This is a genomic window from Arcobacter thermotolerans (assembly GCF_983172305.1).
Genome location: NZ_CFAFZJ010000001.1, coordinates 260302 through 284813, shown reverse-complemented (window position 1 = coordinate 284813; position 24512 = coordinate 260302). Strand labels below are relative to the sequence as shown.

Here is a 24512-nt window from a genome sequence, read left to right as displayed (position 1 = left end):
AAAGTATGATACTAGCAATCGAAAGTTCTTGTGATGATAGCTCTATATCTATTACAAAAATAGATAGTTTAAAGCTAGTTTTTCATAAAAAAATATCTCAAGAAATAGAGCATAGTATTTATGGTGGAGTTGTACCTGAATTGGCTGCTAGGCTTCATATAGAAGCATTACCAAAAATTCTTGAAGAGTGTAAAGAGTATTTAAAAGATTTAAAAGCTGTTGCTGTTACAAATGCACCAGGTCTTAGTGTTACTCTTACAGAGGGAGTTTCTATGGCAAAGGCAATAAGTATAGCTTTAAATATTCCAATAATTGCAGTAAACCATTTAAAAGGGCATATTTATTCACTTTTTATAGAAAAAGATGCAATATTTCCTATGACAACTCTTCTTGTTTCAGGAGGTCATACTCAAATAATTGAAGCAAATAGTCTAAATGATATGAAAATTCTAGGAAAAACATTAGATGATAGTTTTGGTGAGAGTTTTGATAAAGTTTCAAAAATGTTAAAATTGGGTTATCCTGGTGGTCCAATAGTTGAAAAGTATGCAAAAAATGGAGATGAAAATAGATTTTCTTTTCCAATTCCACTTTCTCAAAGTCCAAATATAGAGTTTAGTTATTCAGGACTTAAAAATGCAGTTAGACTCGAAATAGAAAGACTTGAACGCACCACTTTAGAAGAGCAAGATATAAGTGATATATGTGCTTGTTTTCAAAAAACAGCGGTAAAACATATCTTGCAAAAGTTAAAAAAACTTTTTAAACAAAAAACTATCAAAAATTTTGCGATAGTTGGAGGTGCAAGTGCAAATTTATATTTAAGAAAAGAGCTTGAAAACATCTGTTTGGAATATAAATCAACTTTGCATTTAAGTGATTTAATGTATTGTTCAGACAATGCTGCTATGATAGGAAGAGTTGCGGTTGAGCAGTATAAACAAAATGATTTTATAAATCTAGAAGATTTAGATATAAAAAGTAGATTAAAGGATTACTAGAATGGGTATAGTAGAAAAATTGTCTTTAGGTCTTGGTGCAAAACTTGAAGGAAATAGTTTTGATACACAAAAAGATGATAAAGCTAAAGTAAAAGTAGAAAAGAGAATTTCAAAAGTTGTTTTACCAAAAAATCAACATCAATTAGTCTTTTCTCTTGAAAAAAGAAATGGAAAACCAGTTACTATTATTGGAAAATTCCAAATAGAAGATGAAAAAATAAAAGATATTTTAAGATTACTTAAGACGAAACTCGCTTGTGGAGGTTCAATAAAAGATGAATATATTGAAATTCAAGGTGATTTAAAAGATAAAGTAAGAGTTATTTTGGTTGATAATGGATGGAAATTTAAAAACTAACAACTAAATAAAGGAGTATTCCAGTGAAAAAGATATTTGATGAAGTAAGAAGTTTGGATAAAAGAGCAATAGAAGAATTTCACTTAACAGAAGATATCTTGATGGAAAATGCTTCTTTAGGTCTAAAAAATTATATAACAAAAAAATTCAAAAAAAATAGTTCTATTTTAATTGTTTGTGGAAGTGGAAATAATGGTGCAGATGGTATTTCCTTAGGAAGATTGCTTCAAAACAAATTTAAAGTTAGTTTATATATTGTAAATGAACCAAAAACAGAGATTGGAAAATTACAACTAAAAAGAGCAAAATCAATAAATGTAAATTTTGTAAATCAAATTTTTCAAGCAGATATTGTAGTTGATTGTTTATTTGGAACAGGATTAAATAAAGAGCTTGATGAAGATAGTGTATCTTTAATAAATAGTTTAAATAATTTGAACTCATTTAAAATTGCTTGTGATATTCCAAGTGGTATAAATAGTTTAGGACAAATTACCCAAACAGCTTTTAAAGCAGATATTACAATAACTATGGGGGCTTTAAAAACAGCACTTTTAACTGATATTGCAAAAGATTTTGTAGGAAAAATAAAAGTTGCTAATTTAGGCTTACCAGAAGATATTTTTCAAATAGAAACAAACAAATATTTATTACAAAAATCAGATTTAAAACTTCCTCTAAGAGATATTAAAAATTCTCATAAAGGAACATTTGGTCATGTAAATATTGTGTCGGGAGAAAAAATAGGTGCATCAATTATAGCTTCGCAAGCTTCTTTTGCTTTTGGAGCAGGGCTTGTTACAATAGTTTCACAAAATGAAAAGAATATACCTTGTCACATAATGCAAAGTAAAAGTGTAAGTGATAATTGTACTGCAATAGCTTTGGGTATGGGATTAGGAGAGATTGAATCTCTTAAGCTTGAAGAAATTTTACAATTAAATATTCCAAAAGTTTTAGATGCAGATATTTTTTATAATCCACTAATAGTTAAATATTTAGATGAAAATGTAGTTTTAACTCCACATCCAAAAGAGTTTATATCTCTTTTAAAACTAACAAATATTGCTGATATTTCAATTGAAGAGTTGCAAGATAATAGATTTTTATATGTTGAAAAATTTTGTAAAATATATCCTAAAGTAACACTTTTATTAAAAGGTGCAAATGTGATTATTTCTAAAAATGATAAAATATATGTAAATATTTTTGGAAGTTCAAAATTAAGTAAAGGTGGCAGTGGAGATGTTTTATCAGGTTTAATAGTATCTTTATTAGCCCAAGGTTATACATCATTAGAAGCTGCAATAAATGCTAGTTTAGCTCATACAATAGCAGCAAAAAAATATAAAAATAATAACTATTCTATGAGTCCACAAGATATAATTCAAGGTATAAAAATTTTATGAAAGCAGTTATAGTTCAAACTACAACTTCTAATGAAGAAGAAGCAAAAAAAATAGCTAAAATTTTGATTCAAGATAAGCTTGCTGCTTGTGTGCAGTTAAAAGATATAGAATCTCTTTATAATTGGGATGGTAAATTATGTTGTGAAAGAGAAACACTTTTAAGTATAAAAACAAAAAAAGAGCTTTTTTCTAAAGTTAAAAGCAAAATATTAGAACTTCATAGTTATGATACTCCAGAAATTATCGAATTAGATACTTCAAATATTAGTGAAGATTATTTAAAATTTATAAAGGAAAATACAATATGAGTGATATTTTAAAAATAGGAAAATATGAGTTAAATAGTAGATTAATAGTTGGAAGTGGTAAATATAAAGATTTCCAAACTACTAAGGAAGCAACACTTGCAAGTGGAAGTGAGTTAATAACTGTAGCAATAAGAAGAGTAAATATTACAAATCCAAATGAAGAAAATCTCTTAGATTATTTTAAAGATACAAATATTAAGTTTTTACCAAATAGTGCTGGATGTAAAAATGCCCAAGAGACGGTGACAACTTTTAGACTTATGAGAGAAGCTACAGGTATTGATTTAATTAAATTAGAGATTATTGGAGATTTTAGTAAAACTTTGTATCCAGATGTTATTGAAACCATTAAAGCTTGTGAAATCTTAAAAAAAGATGGTTTTACAGTTATGGCATATACAAGTGATGATTTAATTGTTGCAAAAAGACTTGAAGATGCTGGTGCTGATGCTATTATGCCTTTGGCTGCTCCAATTGGAAGTGGTTTAGGTGTTCAAAATAGATATAATATTGCATTTATAAAAGATAGTGTAAAAGTTCCTGTTATAGTTGATGCTGGAGTTGGATGTGCTAGTGATGCTGCTATTTGTATGGAGCTTGGTGCTGATGGAGTTTTGACAAATACTGCAATAGCTGGAGCAAAAGATCCAATCTCAATGGCAATAGCTATGAAACATGCAGTTATAGCTGGAAGATTAGGGTATAAAGCTGGAAGAATAGAGAAAAAACCTTATGCAAGTGCATCTTCTCCTTTGGATGGTTTAATACAATTTTAGACAATTTCAAGAAATTTTGTATTTTTTACAATTTTTCTTGAAAAGCTCTTGACAAAAGGAAAAATATATAATATAATTCCGTCCACTTTTTGAGTTAAAAGGTGTTTATCGGGGCGTAGCGCAGTCTGGTTAGCGCACCTGGTTTGGGACCAGGGGGCCGGAGGTTCGAATCCTCTCGCCCCGACCATTAGGACTTAAAATTTATGGTAGGTATAGCTCAGTCGGTTAGAGCATCGGGTTGTGGTTCCGAGGGTCGTGGGTTCGAGCCCCATTATCTACCCCATTTTTATATTTTTATGCTTCCATAGCTCAGCTGGATAGAGCAACGCCCTTCTAAGGCGTAGGCCGTACGTTCGAATCGTACTGGGAGTACCATTTTGGTTTAGAATACCAACTAAATTTAAAATTTATTTTATGCGGATGTGGTGAAATTGGTATACACGCCAGACTTAGGATCTGGTGCCTCACGGTGTAAGAGTTCGAGTCTCTTCATCCGCACCACTTATACAAACAAAAAACTAATAGTTTTGCGGGAGTAGCTCAGTTGGCTAGAGCTTCTGCCTTCCAAGCAGACTGTCGCGAGTTCGAGTCTCGTCTCCCGCTCCATTAAAAGCTTTGTCTAAGAGATATCTTTTAGGCAAGGCTTTTTTATTTTTAAAAAATATTTCCACCAACACTCATACCAACTGATCCTCCACTATTTATATTTGTACTAAGAAAACAACCAGTAAAAAGTAAGTTTATAAGAAGTATTAAAATTATATATTTAAAAATTTTCATTAGATTCTCTTTTATATTTTTTGATATTTTATAATAAGGATTATTAAAAGAAGAGTTGAAGTATATAAAAATAAATTTATAGTTTAAAGATGTGCTTATCGTAAAAGATAAGCACTTTTTATTTAAGAAATAACTGCTAGAGTTTGACCCTCTTCAACTGCTTTTGAAGGTTCTGTTAAAATTTTACTTATTGTTCCAGAAACTGGAGCAACAACATCTATTTCCATTTTCATAGCTTCAAGTATCATTATTTGTTGATCTTTTTCAACTCTATCACCCTCTTTAACAAGGATTTTCCATACATTTCCATTTACAGGAGCTATTGCTTCTGTTCCATTGTAAACAGGTTTTGAAGCTGCTACTGGAGCTGCTTGAACAGGTGCTTGTTGAACTACTTGTTGAACAGGTTGTGCAACTTGAATATTTTGAACATCTCCTTTAAAAACTGATACATTAAATCTTTGACCATCTACTACAACTGTATAATTTCCGTTTGACATTTTATTTTCTCCTATTTTTTTAGATTCATCTTTTTTTTCATTTTTTCTTACATTTAAAGGTGCATTACCTTTTAAAAATGCAATACCTTTCTCATCACAAGCAGCAGCAATAAAAATATTCTCTTCAGTTGCTTCTATACCTTCTATCTCTAATCTTTGTCTCCAAACATCTATTTTTTTCTTTGGATCTTCATCTGCTATATCCAAAGGATTTCTTTTTGTTGGTTCAAGCTTTAGTTTTTCACTTGCTAATTTAATTATTTCTGGGTCAGCTTCAACTGGAGTTTTACCAAAGTATCCTAGAACCATTCTTCCATAACCTGGAGCTATTTGTTTCCATGGACCAAACATAACATTTGCATATGCTTGCTGCCAATAAAATTGAGATACAGGAGTTACACTTGTACCAAATCCACCTTTTACAACTACTTCTTGCATAGCTTTAATTACTTCAGGGAATTTATTTAAAGTTCCATTATCTCTCATCATTTGAGTGTTTGCTGTTAAAGCACCACCTGGCATTGGTGAAAATGGTATAAGAGGTGAAACTTGAGTAGCTTCTGGCGGTAAGAAATAATCTTTTAAACAATCAGCTAAAACTTCCTCATATTTTAAAATTTTATCAATTTGTAATCCACCTAAATCATAGTTCATACCTTTAGTTGCATGAAGCATTGTAAGAATATCAGGTTGGCTTGTTCCACCACTAACTGGTGATGCAGCTAAATCAATACCATCAGCACCTGCTTCTAAAGCAGCCAAATAACAAGCAACTGAAACTCCAGCAGTTTCATGAGTATGAAGTCTAATATGAGTAGAATCTCCTAAAAGTTTTCTAGCCATTTTAATAGTTTCAAAAACTTTATTTGGACTACTTGTACCACTTGCATCTTTAAAACAAATAGAGTCAAATGGTAATCCACTATCTAATATATTTCTTAGAGTTTTTTCATAAAAAGGAACATCGTGAGCTCCTGTACAATTTGGTGGTAAATCCATAAGTGTTACAACAGCTTCATGTTTTAATCCATGATTTTTTATACATTGAGCACTATATTCAAGATTTTGAACATCATTTAATGCATCAAAATTTCTAATAGTTGTTGTTCCATGTTTTGCAAACATTTTAGCATGAAGGTCAATTAGTTCTCTACTTCCAGTATCAAGCATAACAGTATTAATACCACGCGCAAGAGTTTGAAGATTTGCATCTGGACCAACAATAGCTCTAAATTTATCCATCATATCAAATGCATTTTCATTTAGATAGAAGAATAAAGATTGAAATCTAGCTCCTCCACCAAATTCAAAGTGAGTTATTCCAGCATCTTTTGCAGCTTCAACAGCTGGAAAGAAGTCATTCATTAAAACTCTTCCTCCAAAAACAGATTGAAATCCATCCCTGAAAGTAGTATCCATTATATCAATATATTTTTTTGACATATTTTTCAACCTTTTTTATTGTGATGCTGTATAGCTGCCATAATAGCAGCAACTTTTCTAGCATCAACACCATAAGAGCCTTGATTTGGACTTTGAGATATTACATTATTGTAAATAACTTGAGATGGAGCATCTTTATCTTTTTTTGGAAAAAATTCAACAAAAGTTACACCTTTTGCTTTTAATAAAAATCCAATAACCAAAAGTATAGAGGTTCCTATTCCCATAATCATAAAAAAGCTAAATATAGCTTGTAGTAGGGCTTCCACATTTCTCCTTTAAGTATTTTATATCAACACTTGATTTAAAGTACCGTATTTTAGGAAAATTTTATATTTTCTTCTTCTTTTTTGGTGCTTTATAAATTGTTGTTTAGTGCTTATTTTATCTAATTTTTGATAAAATTATCTTATGAAAAAAGAGACATTAGAAAAAAGAACAAAAATAGCAAATGATATTATGTATTATATATACACTCATATTGAAACAAACATTGATATTGAAGAGCTTAGTATTGATTTAGATATAAGCAAGTTTCATATGCATCGTGTTTTTAAAGAAATATTTGGAAGAAATATTTATGAGAGTATAAAATCAATTAGGCTTCAAAAAGCTTCAAATTTACTTCTTACAAATAGATATTCAACAATTTCTAGTATTGTAAACTCATGTGGCTACTCTTCACAATCATCTTTTATAAAAATATTTAAAGATAGATTTGGAATGAGTCCAAAAGAGTGGAAAAATGGTGGATATAAAGAGTACTCAAATGAGATTATAAAACAATCAAAATTTGCTATGAAATCTAAAGCTAGCTTTGATAATATAACGCCAACTATTGTAAAAATGAAAGCTATTGAGAGCTATTATATAAGAAATCGAGGTTATAATAAAAATATAGAAGAGACATGGCAAAAACTTCAAACTTGGGTTTTGACAAACAATATAAAACAGTATAAAAGAGCAGCACTCTTTCATGATAATCCAACAATTACTCCACTTGATGAGTGTCAATATATTGCTTGTATAATAGTTGATGATGATAAAAATATAAAAAGTGATAGAATTCCAAAATTCAAAATAGCAGAAGGAGTTTATGCAAAATTTGATTTAAAAGTAAAAAATGAAGATTTACTCCCATTTATTCAGTGGGTTTATCATGAATGGTTACCAAGAAGCGATTACGAAACAACTACAAAACCATCATTTGCAATATATGAAAGTGTCGATTTTATAAAATTGGACAATGAGTATGATTTTAGTTTTTATGTTTCAATAAACTATTAAATACTATTTAGCCATCTTTTCAAAAAATCATCTCTTGAATAAAGTTTGGCTCCTAAATCAAATTTATACTGCATATATGGATGCCCTAAATTCCAAAAATCAAATCTATTTTCTTCTAAATAAAGAGCTAATAGTACCATTTGAAGTTTGCCCCAATTGTTATAGAGTTTAGATTTTGAAGAAAAACCAGTTAGTGAAGTATATGTTTTAGAAATCATATAACCAATTTCACCACTTACTAATTTTTCATTATTTTTATCATATAGTTCAATACTAACTAATTTAAAGTTTGAATTGTTATTTTTTAAGTTGTTTAGGTTTATTAATAACTTTTCATAATTTTCTTCAATCCAAGAATCTTTATGGTAATTTTGAATTTGATTTAAAACAGATTTAAAATCTCTATTTATACAAAATTTATATTCACTATTTTTTATAAGAGTTTTAACCTTTTTACTAATATGAAGATTATTGAAATCTAAAATAGCATACTCAAATTGTATTTCAGGAAGTAGATAAAAATTATTCTCAATAATAATAGAAGTTGATATAAATCCAAATTTACAAAGCTTTATATAAGTTTCTAAAGATAAATCATCACATAAATAGTAATTTAGATTTTTATTTGGATATATGTTTTCAAAGATAAACTCTTCGTGTAGTTGCTCTTTTGATATGAGATATAAAAAATCTTGACTCAAAATATAAATATAGTTTAAAATAGAGAAAAATCTCTATTTTAAAAGCTTTCCCACTCATCATCATCTTTTACTGATGATTTTATTTCATTTTGTTTGATTGGTGTTTTTTTATCCATATCTTTTTTTGGAATTGAAGGTTTTATTTCTGAACTTTTTTTAGTAAGGTTAAGAGCTATATTACTATTTTTAACTGTAGAATTAATTTTTTTATTCTCTTTTTCAACATCTTCTTTTCCTACAAATTGTTTGTTGTGTGAATCACTAACAATTTTTTTAGCAATATTATCCGCATTTATTGCAATAGTTTTTGTATCTGAAGCAATATTCGCATTTTGTTGTGTCTGTTGATCAAGTCCTGTTACTGCATCATTTATCTGTGTAATTCCAGCTTGTTGCTCTTTTGAAGCTGTTGCAATCTCATTTATTGTTTGGCTTTGTTTTTCTATATTTTCAAGAAGTTCCGTATATCCTTGAATCATCTCAAAACTAATATTTTTTCCTTCATTTGCTTTTGATGTAGCATTTTCAACTATATTTTTTATCTCTTTAGCTGCTTCTGCACTTCTACTTGCTAGATTTCGCACCTCTTGTGCAACAACTGCAAATCCTTTTCCAGCCTCACCAGCAGTTGCAGCTTCAACAGCAGCATTTAGTGAAAGAATATTTGTTTGGAAAGCAATTTGATCAATTACGGCAATTGCTTCATTAATTCTATTTACTTGATTATTAATCTCATCCATAGCATTTGTTGTTTGATTTGCTAATTGTTGACCTTTTTTAGCTGAATTACTAACTTCGTCTGAGAATCTAGTCATTAATTCTACATTATTTGCATTGCTGATTACTGTTGAAGTAATCTCTTCAAGAGCAGCAGCAGTCTCTTCTAAAGAAGCAGCAGCAGAATTTGAACTTTGATTTAGAATATTTACATTTTCTAAAAGTTCCTGAGAACTATTTTCTAGCATTAAACCTGTTCCATATGATTGTCTTAATAAAGCAGAAATTTCATCTCCTAATTCATTCATAGCAACAGCAATTTTTGCATAAGGGTTTGGAAATCTTGCAGTAAAGTCATATTTTTTAAAGCTATCTATTACAAAAAGTAATCTATTTATATCTCTTGCAATTGTATGTTCTAAGTAATGTTGCATTTTAATTAAAAGTTCTTTTAAAACTTTCAAATTTTGAGTATCTGGCTCAACTTCTATTTTTGCAAGCATATTTCCACTTGATAGCTCTTTTATGAAAAGTTCAGTTGCATTTATAAACTCATCATCCTTTTTTATAGAACTCTCAGTTTTTTCAATATTTTGATTTATTACTTTTGCAATTTCACCAAACTCATCATTACTTTTTAAATCTATTAGTGTAGCAGTTTTACTCTCCCCATTTAAAAATGAGAAAAATCCTAATATACCTTGTTGAAGTTTGCTTAATGAATTCACAACAAATCTTGTAGTCATAACTGTAAATCCTATACTAATTGCCATAACAATAAGCGATAATATTACAATTAAAGTAAGAGATTTATTTGAAGATGATACAGAATCTTTAACCATATTTGTTGCATAGTTTGTAGTTCTTGTTTTTTGTTCTTCTAAAAGCTTACCAAAAACATTTGATATAGGTATCATTTTTTGCACACTATCTTCATACTCTGCAATCAAAGAAGTAATTTTTTCATCATCTTTGTTTTCTATTAATTTGATTAAATTTCCATGAATAGGATCATGAGATTTTTTCCAATCATTAAATGAAGCCTCTAATGCAGCAAAAGCTTTTTTACCAGCTTCAGTTTGTCTTGGAGTACTTGCAAAATTTTGCCAGTGCTTATTAACATCATTCCATGTTGCTTCTCTATTAGCTTTAATATTTTGAAGTTCTTTTGAGTAATCAGAATCATTATGAAATGAGAAAACCTCATGAGTCATAGCTCTAATTTTAAATCTTAAAGTATCTAACTCAGCTATTGTTAGAAGTACTGGTATTCTTTCATCTGAAATATTAGTAAGATCATCTGATGAACTTTTTGTATTAAAATATGAAACAGTTGAAATAGTAAGCAATGATAAAATAAATACCAAAGACAAAGCTAAAAGCCTATTCTTTATAGACATTAATTCCCCTTATAAATAAATTTTAGAATTATACCCAATCATATATAAATATTTGAAAAGAAAATTAACTATTTTTTTAGATAAATTGGAAGTAAAATAGTAAATTTTGCACCAAAATAAGCGGTATTGTTTTCGATAAAAGTATCATTTCTTACACTTATTTCACCATTTAGATGTTTTGTTACGATTTGTAGCGACATATAAAGACCAATTCCTGTTCCTTGGCTTTTATGTTTTGTTGTAAAATATGGTTCAAAAACTCTATTTATAAACTCATCTTTTATGCCTCCGCCATTATCTAAGAATTCAATGTACAAATTATTCTCATCATGATATATTTTTATATATATTATTTTATTCTCTATTTGGCTTGAAGATAAAACATCAATTGAATTTGAAAAAAGGTTAAGAATTACCTGAAATAATTCATTTTGATAAGATAAAATCTCTATATCATCTATGTGTTCAATAACTTTTATATTAAATTTATCAAATCTACTTTTTATTAAATCTTTAGATTTTTTTATTAGTTGTGATAGATAAAATTTATTCATCTCTTTATTTGGAGAGAAAAAATTTCTAAAATCATCAATAGTATTTGATAGATGTTCAGATGTTTTATTTATATTTTTTAAAGCTTCATAAAACTCTTTATCATCTAAAATATTCATCTCTTTTTTTATTTTTAAAGAGCTTGATATTGTAGATATTACAGATAGAGGCTGTCTCCATTGATGAGCAATATTTTCAATCATCTCTCCCATTGCAGCCATTTTAGCTTGTTGATTTAAAATTGCCTCTTTCTCAAGTAACTCTTTTGTTTTTTTATCTATAGCTAATTGGAGATTTTCATTTAAATATTTTAACTCTTTTGTCTTCTCTTCTACTGTATATTTTAATTTTTTGTTTAAAATATTTAAAGTTGCCGTTCTGTGAATAAATGCAATCGCACCAAAAAATACTAAAAAAACCAAAATCCAAACAGTTTTGTAGTCTATTGAAGTTTGGAATTGTACATTATTCCAACTATTAACGATATTTGTAACTTCACTAGCTGGTATAGTTGCAATTGTTTTATTTATTATTGGAATTAAATCTTTATACTCTTTTCTAACCATAATTTTTAAAGGGAAGTCAATTCCTGAGTTACCACTAACTTTTAAATCTTTGAATTCAAATTTTGCAATATTATATGTAAGAATAGGTTTTATATCAACAAAGGCAAAAACTTCTTTTTTTGAGACTAGATTTAATCCATCTTCTACATTGTTTACTAAAACTAAATCAAGATTTGGATATTTCTCTTTTAGTAAGTTATGTGCAGTAAAATTATTTCCAACAGCAATTTTTTTATCTAAAATTTCATCTATATTTTCTATAAAGTTCTCATCTTTTTTTGTAACTATAGATATTGGAAACTTTAAATATTCATTAGAAAAATATCCAAATTTCTTTCGTGATTCACTCTCTCCTATACTAAAAATAATATCACTTTTTCCACTTTGTAAACTTTTTATCTGTTCATCAAAGGATTTAAAAAAAATATTTGTAGTTTTTAGATTTAGTTTATTTACAATAATTCCCCAAAATTCAGATGATATTCCAAGTGCTTTATCTTTATCTTCTTCAAAGCTAATTGGATACCAATTTTTTGTGATAGCAACATTGAAATGAGTTTTTTCTATAAACTCTTTTTCTTGTTGAGTTAATTGAAGATTTGTATCAATATCTTGTGAAAACAGATTTATAACTATCAATATTGTAGCTAAAAATATTTTCATTTTTTTCCTTTTTAGAAACGAATAAAATATTATAGCAAGAAATTTTAATTTTTATTAATTTTTTCCTCTTTTATTGGTAAATTAGCAAGTGCTGCAACTATTGCTAAAGCTATATCTAAGTACCACATTAAAGAGAAATTACCATAACTATTGATAAACAATCCACCTAAATATGCGCCAAAAAAGCCACCAATTTGATGTGATAAAAGAGTTAGTCCAAATAGAGTTGCTAGATATTTTGTTCCAAAAAGTTTTCCTACAATTCCTGCTGTTGGTGGAACTGTTGCAAGCCAAGTAAAACCAATTGCAATAGAGAAAATATAAAAAGTTAATTCAGTTTTAGGTGATAATAGATATATAATAATCATCAATGCTCTACTTGAATAAATAAAAGCCAATATATATTTCATTTTATATTTTGTACCCAAATAGCCAGCATATAAGCTTCCAAAGATATTAAAAAGTCCAATTAAAGCCAAAGAGTAAGCTGAAACATTTGCACTATGACCACAAAGAGCAACCTCATGAGGAAGATGTGTAACCAAAAAAGCTACATGAAATCCACAAGTAAAAAATCCTAAATTTAAGTATAAATAGCTTTTATCTTTTAAAGCAACTTTTAATTGCTCTTTTAATTTTATATCATTTTCTATGGCATTCGTAAGATTTGTTTCTTCTTTTTTACTTTTTGAAGATAGAATTTTTGCTAAAGGAATAGTTAAAAGCGTTGAAAATGCAAGAGCAATCATAGAGTAGATCCATCCAAAACCATTTATAATAGCCTGTGCTAATGGAGCAAAAACAAATTGACCAAATGATCCACCAGCATTTATAAATCCACCAGCAAATGATCTTTTTTCATTAGGAAGATTTTTTGCTGTTGCTCCTATTAATATTGAAAAACTTCCTGCCCCTGCACCTGCTGCTACAAGAAGCCCTAAAGTTAGAATAATTGAAAATTCTGAAGTTAAAAAAGGAGTTAATATTAAACCAAAGAACATCAACAAAGCACCAAAAACTAAAACACCAAAAGAGCCTTTTTTATCTGCAATTGCACCAAAAATTGGTTGAGTTAATCCCCAAATAAATTGTCCAATTGCAAGAGCTAAACTAATAGAGACAATATCAAGAGAAGTTGAAGAGTTTATAGGTGCTATAAACAGACCCAAAGATTGTCTAACACCCATTGTAATTGCTAAAATAAGTGATGAAGAGAGGATTAAAATCCAAATAGTTCTGTTTTGTGAATTTGTCATTTTATAATCTTTTTTTTGTAATTTTAGATTAAAAAGTCTTAAACATAGTTTCGATATAATCTTTACAAATTTTTAAAATCACTCATAATATAGGATAATCTATGTCAAAACAATTACTTCAAAAACAAGCAGATACAATAAGATTTTTAGCTGCTGATATGGTACAAAGAGCTAACTCAGGACATCCTGGAGCTCCTATGGGACTTGCTGATATTGCAACAGTTTTAAGCAAGCATTTAAATATAAATCCAGCTGATGAAAAATGGCTAAATAGAGATAGATTAGTATTTTCAGGTGGTCATGCAACTGGTTTGGTTTACTCTTTACTTCATTTATGGGGATTTGATGTATCAGTAAATGATATGAAAAACTTTAGACAATCTGGTTCAAAAACTCCAGGTCACCCAGAATATGGACATACTCATGGAATAGAAATTACAACAGGACCACTAGGACAAGGAATTGCAAATGCAGTTGGATTTGCAATGGCAGGAAAATATGCTCAAAATTTATTAGGAAAAGATGTAATAAATCATAAAGTTTATTGTCTTTGTGGAGATGGAGATTTACAAGAAGGAATCTCTTATGAAGCAACAGCAACAGCAGGTCACCTAAAACTAGATAATCTTGTAATAATTTATGATAGTAATTCAATCACAATTGAAGGTGATACAAATATTGCTTGGAGTGAAAATGTTAAAAAAAGATTTCAAGCTATTGATTTTGAAGTAATAGAGATTGATGGACACAATTTTGATCAAATTGATAAGGCTTTTGTTCAAGCAAAAAATTCAACAATGCCTGTTTTAATTATTGCTAAAACAGTTATTGCAAAAGGAGCTGTTACTCTTGAAGGAAGTCACCATTCTCATGGGGCTCCATTAGGAGTTGATGAGATAAAACAAGCAAAAATAAAAGCTGGATTTAATCCTGATGTTGATTTTGAAGTAAGCGCAGATGTAAAAGGTGCTTTTGATAAATTAATTATTGGTTCAACTATGCAAAATAGTTGGAATGAAAGTTTATCTAAAGAGACAAAAGCAAAAATAGATGAGTTACAAAATCCAGATTTTGACACTATTGTTTATCCAACTTTTGAGGCTGGAAGTAGTGTAGCTACAAGAGATTCAAATCATAAAATATTAAATGCTATTGCTTCAAAAATTCCTAGTTTCTTAGGTGGAAGTGCGGATTTAGCACCATCAAATAAAACAGAACTAAAAGATATGGGAGATTTTCCAAATGGAAGAAATATCCATTTTGGTATTAAAGAACATGCAATGGCAGCTATTGTAAATGCTATGAATCTGTATGGTTTATTTAGAGTTTACAGTGCAACATTTTTTGTATTTAGCGATTATTTAAAACCTAGTGCAAGAATTGCAGCACTTGCAGGAATTCCTCAACACTTTATTTGGACACATGATAGTATTGGTGTTGGAGAAGATGGACCAACTCATCAACCAATTGAGCATTTATCACAATTTAGAGCTTTACCAAATTTTTATACATTTAGACCTGCTGATGCAACTGAAAATGTTGAAGCTTGGAAAATAGCTTTAAAAATGAATGCCCCAACAGCATTTGTATGTTCAAGACAAGGTTTAAAAGTTTTAAAAGATGATAAAGCTTTTGGAGATGTTTGTAATGGTGGATATCTATTAACAAAAAGAGAGAATGCAACTATCACAATTATGGCAAGTGGAAGTGAAGTTAATTTGGCTTTACAAACTGCTTGTGCTTTAGAAAAAGAGGGAATTCTTGCAAATATAGTTTCTGTTCCTTGTTTTGATTTACTTTTAGAGCAAAGTGAAGATTATATTAATAAAATTATTGATCCAAAAACAAGAGTTTATGCAGTTGAAGCAGCAAGAGCTTTAGAGTATTATAAATATGCAGATGTAGTATTTGGAATGGATAGTTTTGGAGCTAGTGGTCCTGCTGATAAGCTTTTTGATGAGTTTGGATTTACAGTTGATAAATTAAAAACGAAAATTATAGAAGATCTTAAAAAATAAATAAAATAAAAAGATGAGAATATATTATTCTCATCTTTTTTCTCTTAAAACTCTTAAGGAATAGATGAAAGATTCACTTTTTGTATATGGTACATTGATGCCAAACTGTCCAAATTCATATGTTTTAGAAAATATTGTAGGAAAATTTGTACCTGCAACTGTAAAAGGAAAATTAATAGATGCAGGTTGGAGTGCTAGTATGGGATATCCTGGTATTAGGCTAGAAATGGGTAATGATACTATTCATGGGTTTTTATTTTATTCTGATAATCTTATAAATCATTGGGAAAATCTTGATATTTTTGAGGGAGTTGAGTTTATTAGAACTCCTGTTATTGTTGAAAGATATGATGAAGTAGAGGTGCAAACTTATATTTATACATTAAAAGATGAGATTATTGAAATGTATGAAGAAAAAATCTAATTTAAAATATTTATATATCAATATATCTTGATATATAAATATTTTTCTGATACTATTTTGAAAGTTAAAAAAAGGATAAATATGAAAAAAGTTTTGATTTTATGTACAGGAAACTCTTGTAGAAGTATTATCGCTGAAGCCTTAATAAATGCAAAGTTAGATGGAATTCATGCTGATAGTAGTGGTGTAAAAGCAAGTGGAAGAGTAAATCCAAATGCTAAAAAGTTGCTTGAAGATAAGGGAATTTGGCAAAGTAAGTACCATTCAAAAACTATTGATAAAGTAATAGATAATGAGTATGATTTAGTTGTAACAGTTTGTGACCATGCTTCCCAAACTTGTCCTATGTTTCCAAAAGCAGTAAAAGTTATTCATGTTGGTTTTGAAGATCCTGATGGAAAAGGTTTTGAAGCTTTTGAAAAAACATATAAAGAGATAGAAGAAAAACTTCTTCCAAAAATAGTTGAGCTATTAAAATAGATGTTTGATTGGCTTGTAAACTTAACTTCAATTTTTGTATTTGATATTTTAGGACTTTCAAAAGGAACTCATTTAGGAGAAGCTTTACACTTTTTTATATATGACACTATAAAAATATTTATATTGCTAATAAGCATAATATACTTTATTACATTTATACAAAGCTATTTTCCATTGGAAAAAATTAGAGTTTATTTAAGTGGGAAAAGTAAAATTGTAGGACATATTTTAGCTGGAATATTTGGAATAATAACTCCATTTTGTTCTTGTAGTGCAATACCACTTTTCTTAGGATTTTTACAAGCTAGAATTCCTTTAGGTGTAGCTTTTACATATTTAGTTTCAGCACCACTTAGTGATCCTGTTGTATTTGCTTTGTTAGCTTCAATATTTGGATTTAAAGTAGCAATACTTTATGTACTTTTTGGAGTAATTATATCAATTATAGCAGGTCTTATTATTGGTGCTATGAAAATGGAAAAAGAGGTTTTAATTGAAGTTAAACCTCTTGATAATATAAGTTATACAGATGATAAAACTCTATTTAAACATAGAGCTAAAGAGTCATGGTATTACTCTATTGATATATTCAAAAAAATATATTTATATATAATAATTGGAGTGGGTGTTGGTGCATTTATTCATGGATATATTCCTGCTGATTTTATTGCAAAATATGCAGGTGGAGATGTTTGGTATGCTCCAATAATTGCAGTTCTTGCTGGAATTCCTATGTACTCAAATGAATTAGGAGTTTTACCAATTATTGAAGTACTAACTCAAAAAGGTGTTTTGATAGGAACAGCAATATCTTTTATGATGGCAGTTGTTGCTTTAAGTCTTCCAGAAGCTATGATTTTAAAAAGAATATTATCTATAAAATTAATAGCAATATTTTTTAGTATCGTTGGTTTTTCTATACTTATTGTTGGATATTTATTAAATTATTTAGTAGGATAAAAAAATGAAAATAGAGATTTTAGGAACAGGTTGTACAAAATGTAAGGCTTTAGAAGAAGCTGTAAAAAAAGTAGTTGCTCAAATTGGTGGATTTCATGAAGTTAAAAAAGTAGAAGATATAGTTGAGATTATGAACTATGGTGTTATGAGTACTCCAGCTTTGGTTGTTGATGGCATTGTTAAAAGCAGTGGAAAATTATTAAGTATTGATGAAATTATTAATTTATTAAAAGGAAAATAGTGGATAATTTTTTGCAAACAATAGGTGCTATAAATGATGAAACTAGAGTTAAGATATTAAATTTCATAAATATCCATGGTGAAGTTTGTGTTTGTGATATTGAAAACTCTTTTTCAATGATACAATCAAGGGTATCAAGACATCTTAAAATTTTAAAAGATGCAGGATTTTTAAAAGTAGATAGAAAAGGTCGATGGGCTTATTATAGTATTAGAACACCTTTGGATATTTTTAGAGAATCTATTTTAAAAGAGATAAGTTATTTAGAATTGGATATTCCAATTTTAAAAAAAGAGTGTGATATATGCTAATTGCTAGTTTAATATTTATTATAACTTTAACTTTTGTGATTGTTCAGCCAAAAAATATTCAAATTGGAACAAGTGCTATTTTTGGAGCTTTTATTGCACTTATATTTGGAGTTGTAACTTTTAGTGATGTTTTGGATGTTACAAATATAGTTTGGGATGCAACTTTAGCATTTATTGGAATTATTATTTTATCTTTAGTTTTGGATGAGATTGGTTTTTTTGAGTGGGCAGCTTTAAAGATGGCAAAGTTTTCAAATGGTAGTGGATTAAAAATGTTTATCTACTCTATTTTGCTTGGAGCGTTCGTTTCAGCTCTTTTTGCAAATGATGGAGCAGCTTTGATATTAACTCCAATTTTATTAGCAAAAATGAGAATATTGCAACTAAATATGAAAACAATAGTTGCTTTTTTACTAGCAGGTGGATTTATAAGTGATAGTGCATCACTACCTTTTGTATTTTCAAATCTTACAAATATAGTAACTGCAAACTATTTTAGTATAGGTTTTGCACAATATTTCTTTGATATGATAATTCCATTTATTGTAAGTGTTATAGCTTCTACAATTTTTTTATGGCTAATTTTGAGAAAAGATATTCCAAAAACGGTTGATATAACTTTATTAAAAGAGCCAAAAAGTGTAATAAAAAATATGAAACTCTTCTATTTTTCATGGGTATTTTTAGCATTTCTTTTATGTGCTTATTTTTTAGGAGATGCTTATGATTTACCTATTTCAATCTTTGCATTAGGTGGAGCAACTATATTTTTAATTATTGCAACTATTTCAAAATCTGTTGAACCTCTGAAAATTATAAAAGAAGCGCCTTGGCAAGTTGTGTGGTTTAGTATTGGACTTTATATTGTTGTTTATGGTCTAAAAAATGCAGGACTTACAGATTATTTAGCAATAATTTTAAAAGATTTAAGCTTAAGAGGTGAGACAATTGCAGTTTTAGGAACAGGTTTTATAGCCGCATTTTTAAGTGCTATTATGAATAATATGCCAACAATTATGATTATGGATATAGCTTTAAATGATATACAAAATCAAGCTATGATTTATGCAAATATTGTTGGATGTAATCTTGGACCAAAAATGACACCATTTGGTAGCCTAGCAACTCTATTATGGCTTCATGTTTTAGCAAAAAAGGGTGTAAAGATTTCATTTGCACAATATAGCAAATTTGGTTTGATCATCACACCACCCGTTTTATTTATCGTGTTGTTGAGTTTGTAGGATAATTATCCTTTTTTAAATAAACTTTAAAGTTTTATATATTATGATATTCATTATCATTTTAAAAAAGGAAATATTTTGTGTAACAATACTCTTTTAGGACAAAGGCTAAATTTAAGTAGTTCTAGTGATATTTTTGATAATTTAATCAAAAAAAATGAGTGGGAAACTTTGATTAGATTATTTAGTTTAAATATCTTGGATATAAATCATAGAGATTGCAAAGGTAGAAATATCTTATATTTTGCAATATTAAATAAAAAATATGAGTATATAAAAATACTTTTTGATTTAAGAGTTAGTTCTAGAGTAAATTTTACTCTAAATGCAATAAATTTTGCTGTTTGTTTAGATGATATAAAATCTTTAGAGATACTTTTAAAATGTGGTTTAAGTGTAGATACTTTAGATGAGATAGGAACTTCACCTTTAATATATGCAATTTTATATAATAAAAAAAAGAGTGCAGAATTTTTGATTAAATCTGGTGCTGATCTTGAGTTAGAAGATTTTATGGGAAATTGTGCTAAAAAAATGTTACAAAATTAATAGAAAATAGTAGATTTTAAATACAAATTAGATCTAATATTTTCTTTATATTTTTATAGAAGTTATCATTTTTTTCTATTAAAATCAGATCCTTCGCATATCCTTTTGAAGTAATAAGTTTTGCACTTTCAACTTCTATGTTAAAATCATCAAAAACTTTTGCAATATATGCAAAAAGTCCTTTTTGATCTTTTGTATTTATCTTCATAGATGCTAAGTATTCACTATGATTAAAATCTATTTTTATATCATCTTTTTTTATGATTGGTTTATTTATTCTTATTTTTTTACTCATATCAAAAGATTCATGAATTATCTCTTCGATTAAATAAAGCTCTTCATCTAAAGCTTTTTTAGAAAAACATATTTCAAAATTCTTTTTCTCATCATATAGTTTGAAAATATTCATACTATTCATATCCATATATTGAAGTCTTCCCAACAAATATCCCAAATTTAAAGGAATTTTTCTAATAATCCTAATTTTTAGAAAATCATCATTTATAATATCAAAACTATAGTTTTGTACATCCTTTGCTTTTATTGCAATATTTAAAATATCTTTACTTTTTAGTCTTAAAAAGATCTGATTTGAGGAGATTTGGGCTATTTTTCTTTTTAAAATATTTGGTAACTCTTGATATTTCTCTAAAGTTTTCATTTTATTTAGTTTTGAAACTCTAGTAATACTCTCTTTTATAAGTTCTGGATTTTCAAAAGCTAAGATACTTTTTTTGTAAAGTTCTTTTAAAAGCATTGAAATTGAGCTATTGTAAAGAGGTTTATTAACTGCACAAATATCACAATAAGTTACAACATACAAAATCTTTAGTTCATTTATATTTTTGAATAATCCTATAAAGTTCAAAATAGCTTTTTGTGAGTAGATATCTTCGTTTGTTGCAGTTCTTGACATTTGATCGTGATACCTTATAATATTTGCACCCATTTTTATAAATTCATCATCAAAACCAAAATTTTTCATAGTTTTTTTGAAAATATTTTCTCCAATAATATGATGGTCTTTTTTCCTTACTTTTCCAATATCATGAAAAAGTGCAATAAGTCTTGTTAAAATTTGCTCCTCTTTACAAAGAGAGTTAAAAACAGATTTAATAAATTCATCTTCTATGTACATACTATATTTTACTGTTTGTAGTGTGTGGATATCTACTGGATGTTTATGATAACCATCAAATTGAGCTAAATTTGATATTTTTTTGAAGGAGGGAATTAAGATATTTATTAGTTCACTATTATAAAATAGTTTTAAAATAGGGTACAAATTCTCATTTGTAAGAAGTGTTTTAATATCTTTTTTTAGTGATTTATTTATGATTTTTGGGATTTTAACTCTACTTGCAAAGTATATGTAAGACCTATCAAAACCTTTTATTGTTTGAGGAAATGATATTAGCTCTTTTAAAAGAGTTTTTAAATCAACAAAACTTCTATGAAAAGAGCAATATATTTTATTTTCTAAAATATAGATACCTTTTTTAAATCTTGATTCTCTCAAAACTTCTAAATTTGAAGTATCAAAAAACATAGTTCTTATAAATTTTGAACTCATATTTGAGTGAAAATTATGAATTATATGAAGGCTTGAAAATAGTTTTGCCATAAATTCAAACTCATTTTTAAAGTTTAATTTACTACTTACTTCAGGAAGTGTGTCAAAAGTAATTGTATCTACCTTTTTTTTATGAATAGTATGAAGAGCGTTTCTTGTTTGAAATAAAAAATCTAAAGCAATTGTAAACTTTTTATAAGAATCATAATTTAGTTTCGTACCTACAAGTTCTTTTGCTTTTTGAACATCATATACAACATTTAAAATCCAAAAAAGCATATTTGCTTCTCTTATTCCACCATATCCATCTTTTAAGTTTACTTGCATATTTAGTGGATATTTTTGTAATCTTTGAGTGTGAGTAGTTAGTTGTTCTTGTACAAAAGCTTTTTTATCTATTTGTCTTAGATTTTTAACAAACAATTCAAAATCTTCATAAATCTTTTTTGAACCAAAAATATATCTTGATTCAAGAAGTGAAGTTTTAATAGTAATATCATTTTTTGCTAAATCATACATTTCATCAATATTATCAATATTCACAACTCTTAATCCAAGAGTTAATCCACAATCCCAAGCAAAGGCTACAAATTTTTCTATTATTTTCAAAATACCATAAGATTTACTATTTTTGTATAAAATCATAACATCAATATCAGAGTGTAAACATAACTCTACTCTTGCATAAGAACCTAATGCAACAAAGCTAACAAATGAGTTATGTTTAAAACTATTCAGACTTAAATAAGAGAAAATTTGAAATAAGAATTTATCTATATTTTTTGTATTTTGTTTGAAAAAGAGTTTACTATTGCTTGTATTTGCACTATTTTTATAATCTATATAATTTTTTTTAAATATTTTTGATACTTCAAAACTACTTTTATCTTTAAAGTTTTTTATATCAAAAGATTTAATCATTGTTTTGAAATATCTATTTCAAACTCTAAAATCATATTTTCAGCTAGTTTATTTAGGTTTGATTTGTTGTTTGAATCATCAACGCCAAAGCTTAAATTTAAAATATTCTTGTGATACCTTTTTAGAAATTCCAATATATTTGGTGATTTTTTGCTAGAGTTATTTATAGATGCTCCTAAATCAATAAGTTCTAAAACAACACTTTTTTTACCCATAAAAGCTGCATAATTTATAGGTTTTGCCCCAAAACTATCTGCTTGATTTATAATAGTATTGTTGTATTGAGATATGATTTTAATATATTTTTCTTTGTCTTTAAAAATTGTTGTATGAATTAGGTTTCTTCCTTTTTCATCTACGAAATTTGTGTTTGCTCTTAAATCCAAAAGAAGCTTTAAAATATCATCTTTATCATTTAAAATTGCAAACTCTAAAGCTGTAATACCTCTATCATTTTTTGCATTTATATCAACTCCTGCAACAATTAAATTTTTTATAGTGTTTAATAAAACCCTTCTATTTTCAACTCTTTTTTCCAAATCTAGCTCTAGAAGATGAAAAATAATATTATTACCATTTATATCAGTTGAATTTATTTGTAAGTTTTTTGTTCTTAAAATTTTAAATAAGGAGAAGTTGAAATTTAATAAGCTATCAAAAAATAGTGGTTTGTTTTTAGAGTTTAATCTGTTGAAATCAAGATTATAGCTTTTTGTTAAAGCCTCTAAAATATCTTTATATTGAGCATTCTGATTTAGATTTTCTTTATAAATTAAATCAAGATTTTGTTCATTTTCTAAATGTAAAATAATATTTATAAGAGTTTCAACTACACAAACATTATCTCTATTTTTGAACTCTAAATTTGCACCTTTTTCAATATATAGTTTAATTAAATCCATATTAGATATGCCATTTAATATTAAAATTGATAAAACAGTAAGACCTTCTAAATTTTGTCTATTTAAATTTAATTTTTCAAGATTATTTAATAAATAGTGAATTAAATCTCTATCTAAACTTCTTGTTATATTAAAAAATATTGTCTCATTTTTATTATCCATTGCTTGAACATTTATATTTTGATGTACTAAAGCTTTGATTAATTCAGATTGACTATCTTTTTCATCTTCATTTTGAATTTTTAAAAAGTGTTCAACTGCTTTCATTAAGATATTTTTATTTTCATGATTTTTTATATTTAAGTTAAAACCTAGTTCAGCTGCTCTTTTTATGAAAGAAAAAGCTTCTAAACCTTTTGTTGCAGCAAAAAATAGGTAGCTAATTGATTTGTTATTTGGGATTGTTGGATCTGCCCCTTGATTTAATAAATAGATAGCTAAATCAAGATTTTTGTAACAATTATCAAGATGTAAAATCGTATCTCCAATTTTATTTTTATGGTTTAAATCAATTTTTTCTAAAGATACTATTTTTTTTATGATATTCATATTTCCATTTGATACAGCATCAAAAAGAACATTATTTCCATTATTATCACAATTTGTAAAAGAGTTTGTTTTTTGTATTAAAAATCTAACTATTTTTTTATTTGCATTATGAATTGATTCTTGCAGAACCGTTCTGTTTTTGTTATTTAAGTGGTTTAAATTAGCACCAAATTCTAATAGAGTTTCAAGAAGTTTACTATCTTTTGAGTATATTGTATAAAATATTGCACTCTCTTTTAGGTTGTTTTCAAGCTCTAAATCAATTTTGTTTTCAAGTAACCATAAACAAGAGTTGTATAAATCTTTTTTACAACAAGCTATTAAAATAGGCTCACCATTTAAAGATAAAGAGTTTAAATCTATCTTTGATTTCTCTTTTATTTTGTTTAAATTTTCAAGATTTAAAGTAGGGTTTAAAAGCTCTTTTATTAAATCATCATTTGAAAATTTTTTAGCACCAAGCAATCCTAGCATAATTTTTATTTCCTAAATTTTTTTTATTATATAACAATCAAAGTAATTTAAATATTAATCAAAAAATATCTCAATAAATGTTACGAAACTATACATAAAATATTTAAAATATATAAATATTTTAGTTTTAAGCTAAAAGTAAGATATTT

The 24512-nt window shown here is 27.4% G+C and carries 23 protein-coding genes and 5 tRNA genes; 19 read left to right on the top strand and 9 right to left on the bottom strand.

What is annotated here, in order from left to right; translation table 11 throughout:
• The first annotated feature begins 5 nt into the window (after positions 1-5).
• The 10 genes from tsaD to AC5LG6_RS01540 all read left to right on the top strand — a co-directional run bounded on the left by tsaD (position 6) and on the right by AC5LG6_RS01540 (position 4458).
• The gene (tsaD, locus tag AC5LG6_RS01585; RefSeq protein ID WP_066218496.1) at positions 6-1001 is read left to right on the top strand and encodes a tRNA (adenosine(37)-N6)-threonylcarbamoyltransferase complex transferase subunit TsaD; all 996 of its coding nucleotides are present in this window, start codon (positions 6-8) and stop codon (positions 999-1001) included.
• 1 nt (position 1002) lies between these two features.
• Entirely contained in the window at positions 1003-1359 is a 357-nt protein-coding gene (locus tag AC5LG6_RS01580) for a translation initiation factor (RefSeq protein WP_066218493.1), read from the top strand.
• A gap of 23 nt (positions 1360-1382) precedes the next feature.
• The gene (locus tag AC5LG6_RS01575) at positions 1383-2768 is read left to right on the top strand and encodes an NAD(P)H-hydrate dehydratase (RefSeq protein ID WP_498585512.1); all 1386 of its coding nucleotides are present in this window, start codon (positions 1383-1385) and stop codon (positions 2766-2768) included.
• Entirely contained in the window at positions 2765-3076 is a 312-nt protein-coding gene (gene cutA, locus AC5LG6_RS01570) for a divalent-cation tolerance protein CutA (RefSeq protein ID WP_498585511.1), read from the top strand. Before AC5LG6_RS01575 ends, cutA begins: the two co-directional genes overlap by 4 nt.
• Positions 3073-3852, top strand: a complete 780-nt coding sequence (locus tag AC5LG6_RS01565; protein ID WP_066167235.1) for a thiazole synthase — start codon at positions 3073-3075, stop codon at positions 3850-3852. The genes cutA and AC5LG6_RS01565 overlap by 4 nt, the downstream gene beginning before the upstream one ends.
• 109 nt (positions 3853-3961) lie before the next feature.
• Positions 3962-4039: transfer RNA gene (locus AC5LG6_RS01560), tRNA-Pro, on the top strand.
• A gap of 19 nt (positions 4040-4058) precedes the next feature.
• Positions 4059-4135, top strand: a tRNA-His gene (locus AC5LG6_RS01555).
• A gap of 15 nt (positions 4136-4150) precedes the next feature.
• A tRNA-Arg gene (locus AC5LG6_RS01550) sits at positions 4151-4227 on the top strand.
• A gap of 41 nt (positions 4228-4268) precedes the next feature.
• Positions 4269-4353, top strand: a tRNA-Leu gene (locus AC5LG6_RS01545).
• Between the two features lie 28 nt (positions 4354-4381).
• Positions 4382-4458 (top strand) — tRNA-Gly (locus tag AC5LG6_RS01540).
• A gap of 48 nt (positions 4459-4506) precedes the next feature.
• Here the strand turns inward: AC5LG6_RS01540 and AC5LG6_RS01535 are convergent.
• From AC5LG6_RS01535 to AC5LG6_RS01525, 3 genes are all read right to left on the bottom strand, one after another.
• A complete protein-coding gene (locus AC5LG6_RS01535; RefSeq protein WP_258315306.1) occupies positions 4507-4632 on the bottom strand; it encodes a hypothetical protein in 126 nt (41 codons plus the stop codon).
• A gap of 122 nt (positions 4633-4754) precedes the next feature.
• Positions 4755-6575: a biotin/lipoyl-containing protein gene (locus AC5LG6_RS01530; protein ID WP_498585510.1), complete on the bottom strand. Its 1821-nt coding sequence runs from the start codon at positions 6573-6575 to the stop codon at positions 4755-4757.
• Positions 6576-6580: 5 nt separating this feature from the next.
• Positions 6581-6844: an OadG family protein gene (locus AC5LG6_RS01525; protein WP_167541451.1), complete on the bottom strand. Its 264-nt coding sequence runs from the start codon at positions 6842-6844 to the stop codon at positions 6581-6583.
• A gap of 142 nt (positions 6845-6986) precedes the next feature.
• Between AC5LG6_RS01525 and AC5LG6_RS01520 the strand changes: the two genes are divergently transcribed.
• Positions 6987-7862 carry an AraC family transcriptional regulator gene (locus AC5LG6_RS01520; RefSeq protein WP_066157051.1) on the top strand — a complete coding sequence of 292 codons (876 nt, stop codon included), beginning with the start codon at positions 6987-6989 and terminating at the stop codon, positions 7860-7862.
• Here AC5LG6_RS01520 and AC5LG6_RS01515 read toward each other — a convergent pair.
• The 4 genes from AC5LG6_RS01515 to AC5LG6_RS01500 form a co-directional block, all read right to left on the bottom strand.
• Positions 7859-8563, bottom strand: a complete 705-nt coding sequence (locus AC5LG6_RS01515) for a hypothetical protein (RefSeq protein WP_434225188.1) — start codon at positions 8561-8563, stop codon at positions 7859-7861. The genes AC5LG6_RS01520 and AC5LG6_RS01515 overlap by 4 nt on opposite strands.
• A 38-nt stretch (positions 8564-8601) precedes the next feature.
• A complete protein-coding gene (locus AC5LG6_RS01510) occupies positions 8602-10680 on the bottom strand; it encodes a HAMP domain-containing methyl-accepting chemotaxis protein (protein ID WP_498585509.1) in 2079 nt (692 codons plus the stop codon).
• 68 nt (positions 10681-10748) lie between these two features.
• Positions 10749-12461: a transporter substrate-binding domain-containing protein gene (locus AC5LG6_RS01505; RefSeq protein ID WP_498585508.1), complete on the bottom strand. Its 1713-nt coding sequence runs from the start codon at positions 12459-12461 to the stop codon at positions 10749-10751.
• Positions 12462-12505: 44 nt separating this feature from the next.
• A complete protein-coding gene (locus tag AC5LG6_RS01500) occupies positions 12506-13717 on the bottom strand; it encodes an MFS transporter (protein WP_498585507.1) in 1212 nt (403 codons plus the stop codon).
• A gap of 101 nt (positions 13718-13818) precedes the next feature.
• On the opposite strand from AC5LG6_RS01500, the gene tkt reads away from it, so the two are divergent.
• From tkt to AC5LG6_RS01460, 8 genes are all read left to right on the top strand, one after another.
• Positions 13819-15735 (top strand): transketolase, encoded by a 1917-nt coding sequence (gene tkt, locus AC5LG6_RS01495; RefSeq protein ID WP_498585506.1) that lies wholly within the window; start codon positions 13819-13821, stop codon positions 15733-15735.
• 64 nt (positions 15736-15799) lie between these two features.
• Entirely contained in the window at positions 15800-16159 is a 360-nt protein-coding gene (locus AC5LG6_RS01490; protein ID WP_105908282.1) for a gamma-glutamylcyclotransferase family protein, read from the top strand.
• An 81-nt stretch (positions 16160-16240) separates the two neighbouring features.
• Entirely contained in the window at positions 16241-16639 is a 399-nt protein-coding gene (locus AC5LG6_RS01485) for an arsenate reductase ArsC (protein ID WP_260967465.1), read from the top strand.
• Positions 16640-17599, top strand: a complete 960-nt coding sequence (locus AC5LG6_RS01480) for a permease (RefSeq protein WP_390850697.1) — start codon at positions 16640-16642, stop codon at positions 17597-17599. It abuts the gene before it with no gap.
• A gap of 4 nt (positions 17600-17603) precedes the next feature.
• Entirely contained in the window at positions 17604-17840 is a 237-nt protein-coding gene (locus AC5LG6_RS01475) for a thioredoxin family protein (protein ID WP_498585505.1), read from the top strand.
• The gene (locus tag AC5LG6_RS01470) at positions 17840-18151 is read left to right on the top strand and encodes an ArsR/SmtB family transcription factor (RefSeq protein ID WP_498585504.1); all 312 of its coding nucleotides are present in this window, start codon (positions 17840-17842) and stop codon (positions 18149-18151) included. The genes AC5LG6_RS01475 and AC5LG6_RS01470 overlap by 1 nt, the downstream gene beginning before the upstream one ends.
• A complete protein-coding gene (locus AC5LG6_RS01465; RefSeq protein WP_081560971.1) occupies positions 18145-19395 on the top strand; it encodes an arsenic transporter in 1251 nt (416 codons plus the stop codon). The genes AC5LG6_RS01470 and AC5LG6_RS01465 overlap by 7 nt, the downstream gene beginning before the upstream one ends.
• 78 nt (positions 19396-19473) lie before the next feature.
• Positions 19474-19944, top strand: coding sequence for an ankyrin repeat domain-containing protein (locus AC5LG6_RS01460; RefSeq protein ID WP_498585503.1), 471 nt, complete (start codon positions 19474-19476; stop codon positions 19942-19944).
• Between the two features lie 16 nt (positions 19945-19960).
• Here AC5LG6_RS01460 and AC5LG6_RS01455 read toward each other — a convergent pair whose 3' ends face one another.
• Positions 19961-22438: a [protein-PII] uridylyltransferase family protein gene (locus AC5LG6_RS01455; protein WP_498585502.1), complete on the bottom strand. Its 2478-nt coding sequence runs from the start codon at positions 22436-22438 to the stop codon at positions 19961-19963.
• Entirely contained in the window at positions 22435-24363 is a 1929-nt protein-coding gene (locus AC5LG6_RS01450; protein ID WP_498585501.1) for an ankyrin repeat domain-containing protein, read from the bottom strand. Before AC5LG6_RS01450 ends, AC5LG6_RS01455 begins: the two co-directional genes overlap by 4 nt.
• Positions 24364-24512 lie beyond the last annotated feature (149 nt).

Bases quoted from the DNA above. Each gene is read 5' to 3' on its own strand.
- tsaD (WP_066218496.1), top strand. From the start codon at position 6: ATGATACTAGCAATCGAAAGTTCTTGTGATGATAGCTCTATATCTATT.
- AC5LG6_RS01580 (WP_066218493.1), top strand. From the start codon at position 1,003: ATGGGTATAGTAGAAAAATTGTCTTTAGGTCTTGGTGCAAAACTTGAA.
- cutA (WP_498585511.1), top strand. From the start codon at position 2,765: ATGAAAGCAGTTATAGTTCAAACTACAACTTCTAATGAAGAAGAAGCA.
- AC5LG6_RS01565 (WP_066167235.1), top strand. From the start codon at position 3,073: ATGAGTGATATTTTAAAAATAGGAAAATATGAGTTAAATAGTAGATTA.
- AC5LG6_RS01535 (WP_258315306.1), bottom strand. From the start codon at position 4,632: ATGAAAATTTTTAAATATATAATTTTAATACTTCTTATAAACTTACTT.
- AC5LG6_RS01530 (WP_498585510.1), bottom strand. From the start codon at position 6,575: ATGTCAAAAAAATATATTGATATAATGGATACTACTTTCAGGGATGGA.
- AC5LG6_RS01520 (WP_066157051.1), top strand. From the start codon at position 6,987: ATGAAAAAAGAGACATTAGAAAAAAGAACAAAAATAGCAAATGATATT.
- AC5LG6_RS01510 (WP_498585509.1), bottom strand. From the start codon at position 10,680: ATGTCTATAAAGAATAGGCTTTTAGCTTTGTCTTTGGTATTTATTTTA.
- AC5LG6_RS01505 (WP_498585508.1), bottom strand. From the start codon at position 12,461: ATGAAAATATTTTTAGCTACAATATTGATAGTTATAAATCTGTTTTCA.
- AC5LG6_RS01500 (WP_498585507.1), bottom strand. From the start codon at position 13,717: ATGACAAATTCACAAAACAGAACTATTTGGATTTTAATCCTCTCTTCA.
- tkt (WP_498585506.1), top strand. From the start codon at position 13,819: ATGTCAAAACAATTACTTCAAAAACAAGCAGATACAATAAGATTTTTA.
- AC5LG6_RS01490 (WP_105908282.1), top strand. From the start codon at position 15,800: ATGAAAGATTCACTTTTTGTATATGGTACATTGATGCCAAACTGTCCA.
- AC5LG6_RS01485 (WP_260967465.1), top strand. From the start codon at position 16,241: ATGAAAAAAGTTTTGATTTTATGTACAGGAAACTCTTGTAGAAGTATT.
- AC5LG6_RS01480 (WP_390850697.1), top strand. From the start codon at position 16,640: ATGTTTGATTGGCTTGTAAACTTAACTTCAATTTTTGTATTTGATATT.
- AC5LG6_RS01475 (WP_498585505.1), top strand. From the start codon at position 17,604: ATGAAAATAGAGATTTTAGGAACAGGTTGTACAAAATGTAAGGCTTTA.
- AC5LG6_RS01465 (WP_081560971.1), top strand. From the start codon at position 18,145: ATGCTAATTGCTAGTTTAATATTTATTATAACTTTAACTTTTGTGATT.
- AC5LG6_RS01455 (WP_498585502.1), bottom strand. From the start codon at position 22,438: ATGATTAAATCTTTTGATATAAAAAACTTTAAAGATAAAAGTAGTTTT.
- AC5LG6_RS01450 (WP_498585501.1), bottom strand. From the start codon at position 24,363: ATGCTAGGATTGCTTGGTGCTAAAAAATTTTCAAATGATGATTTAATA.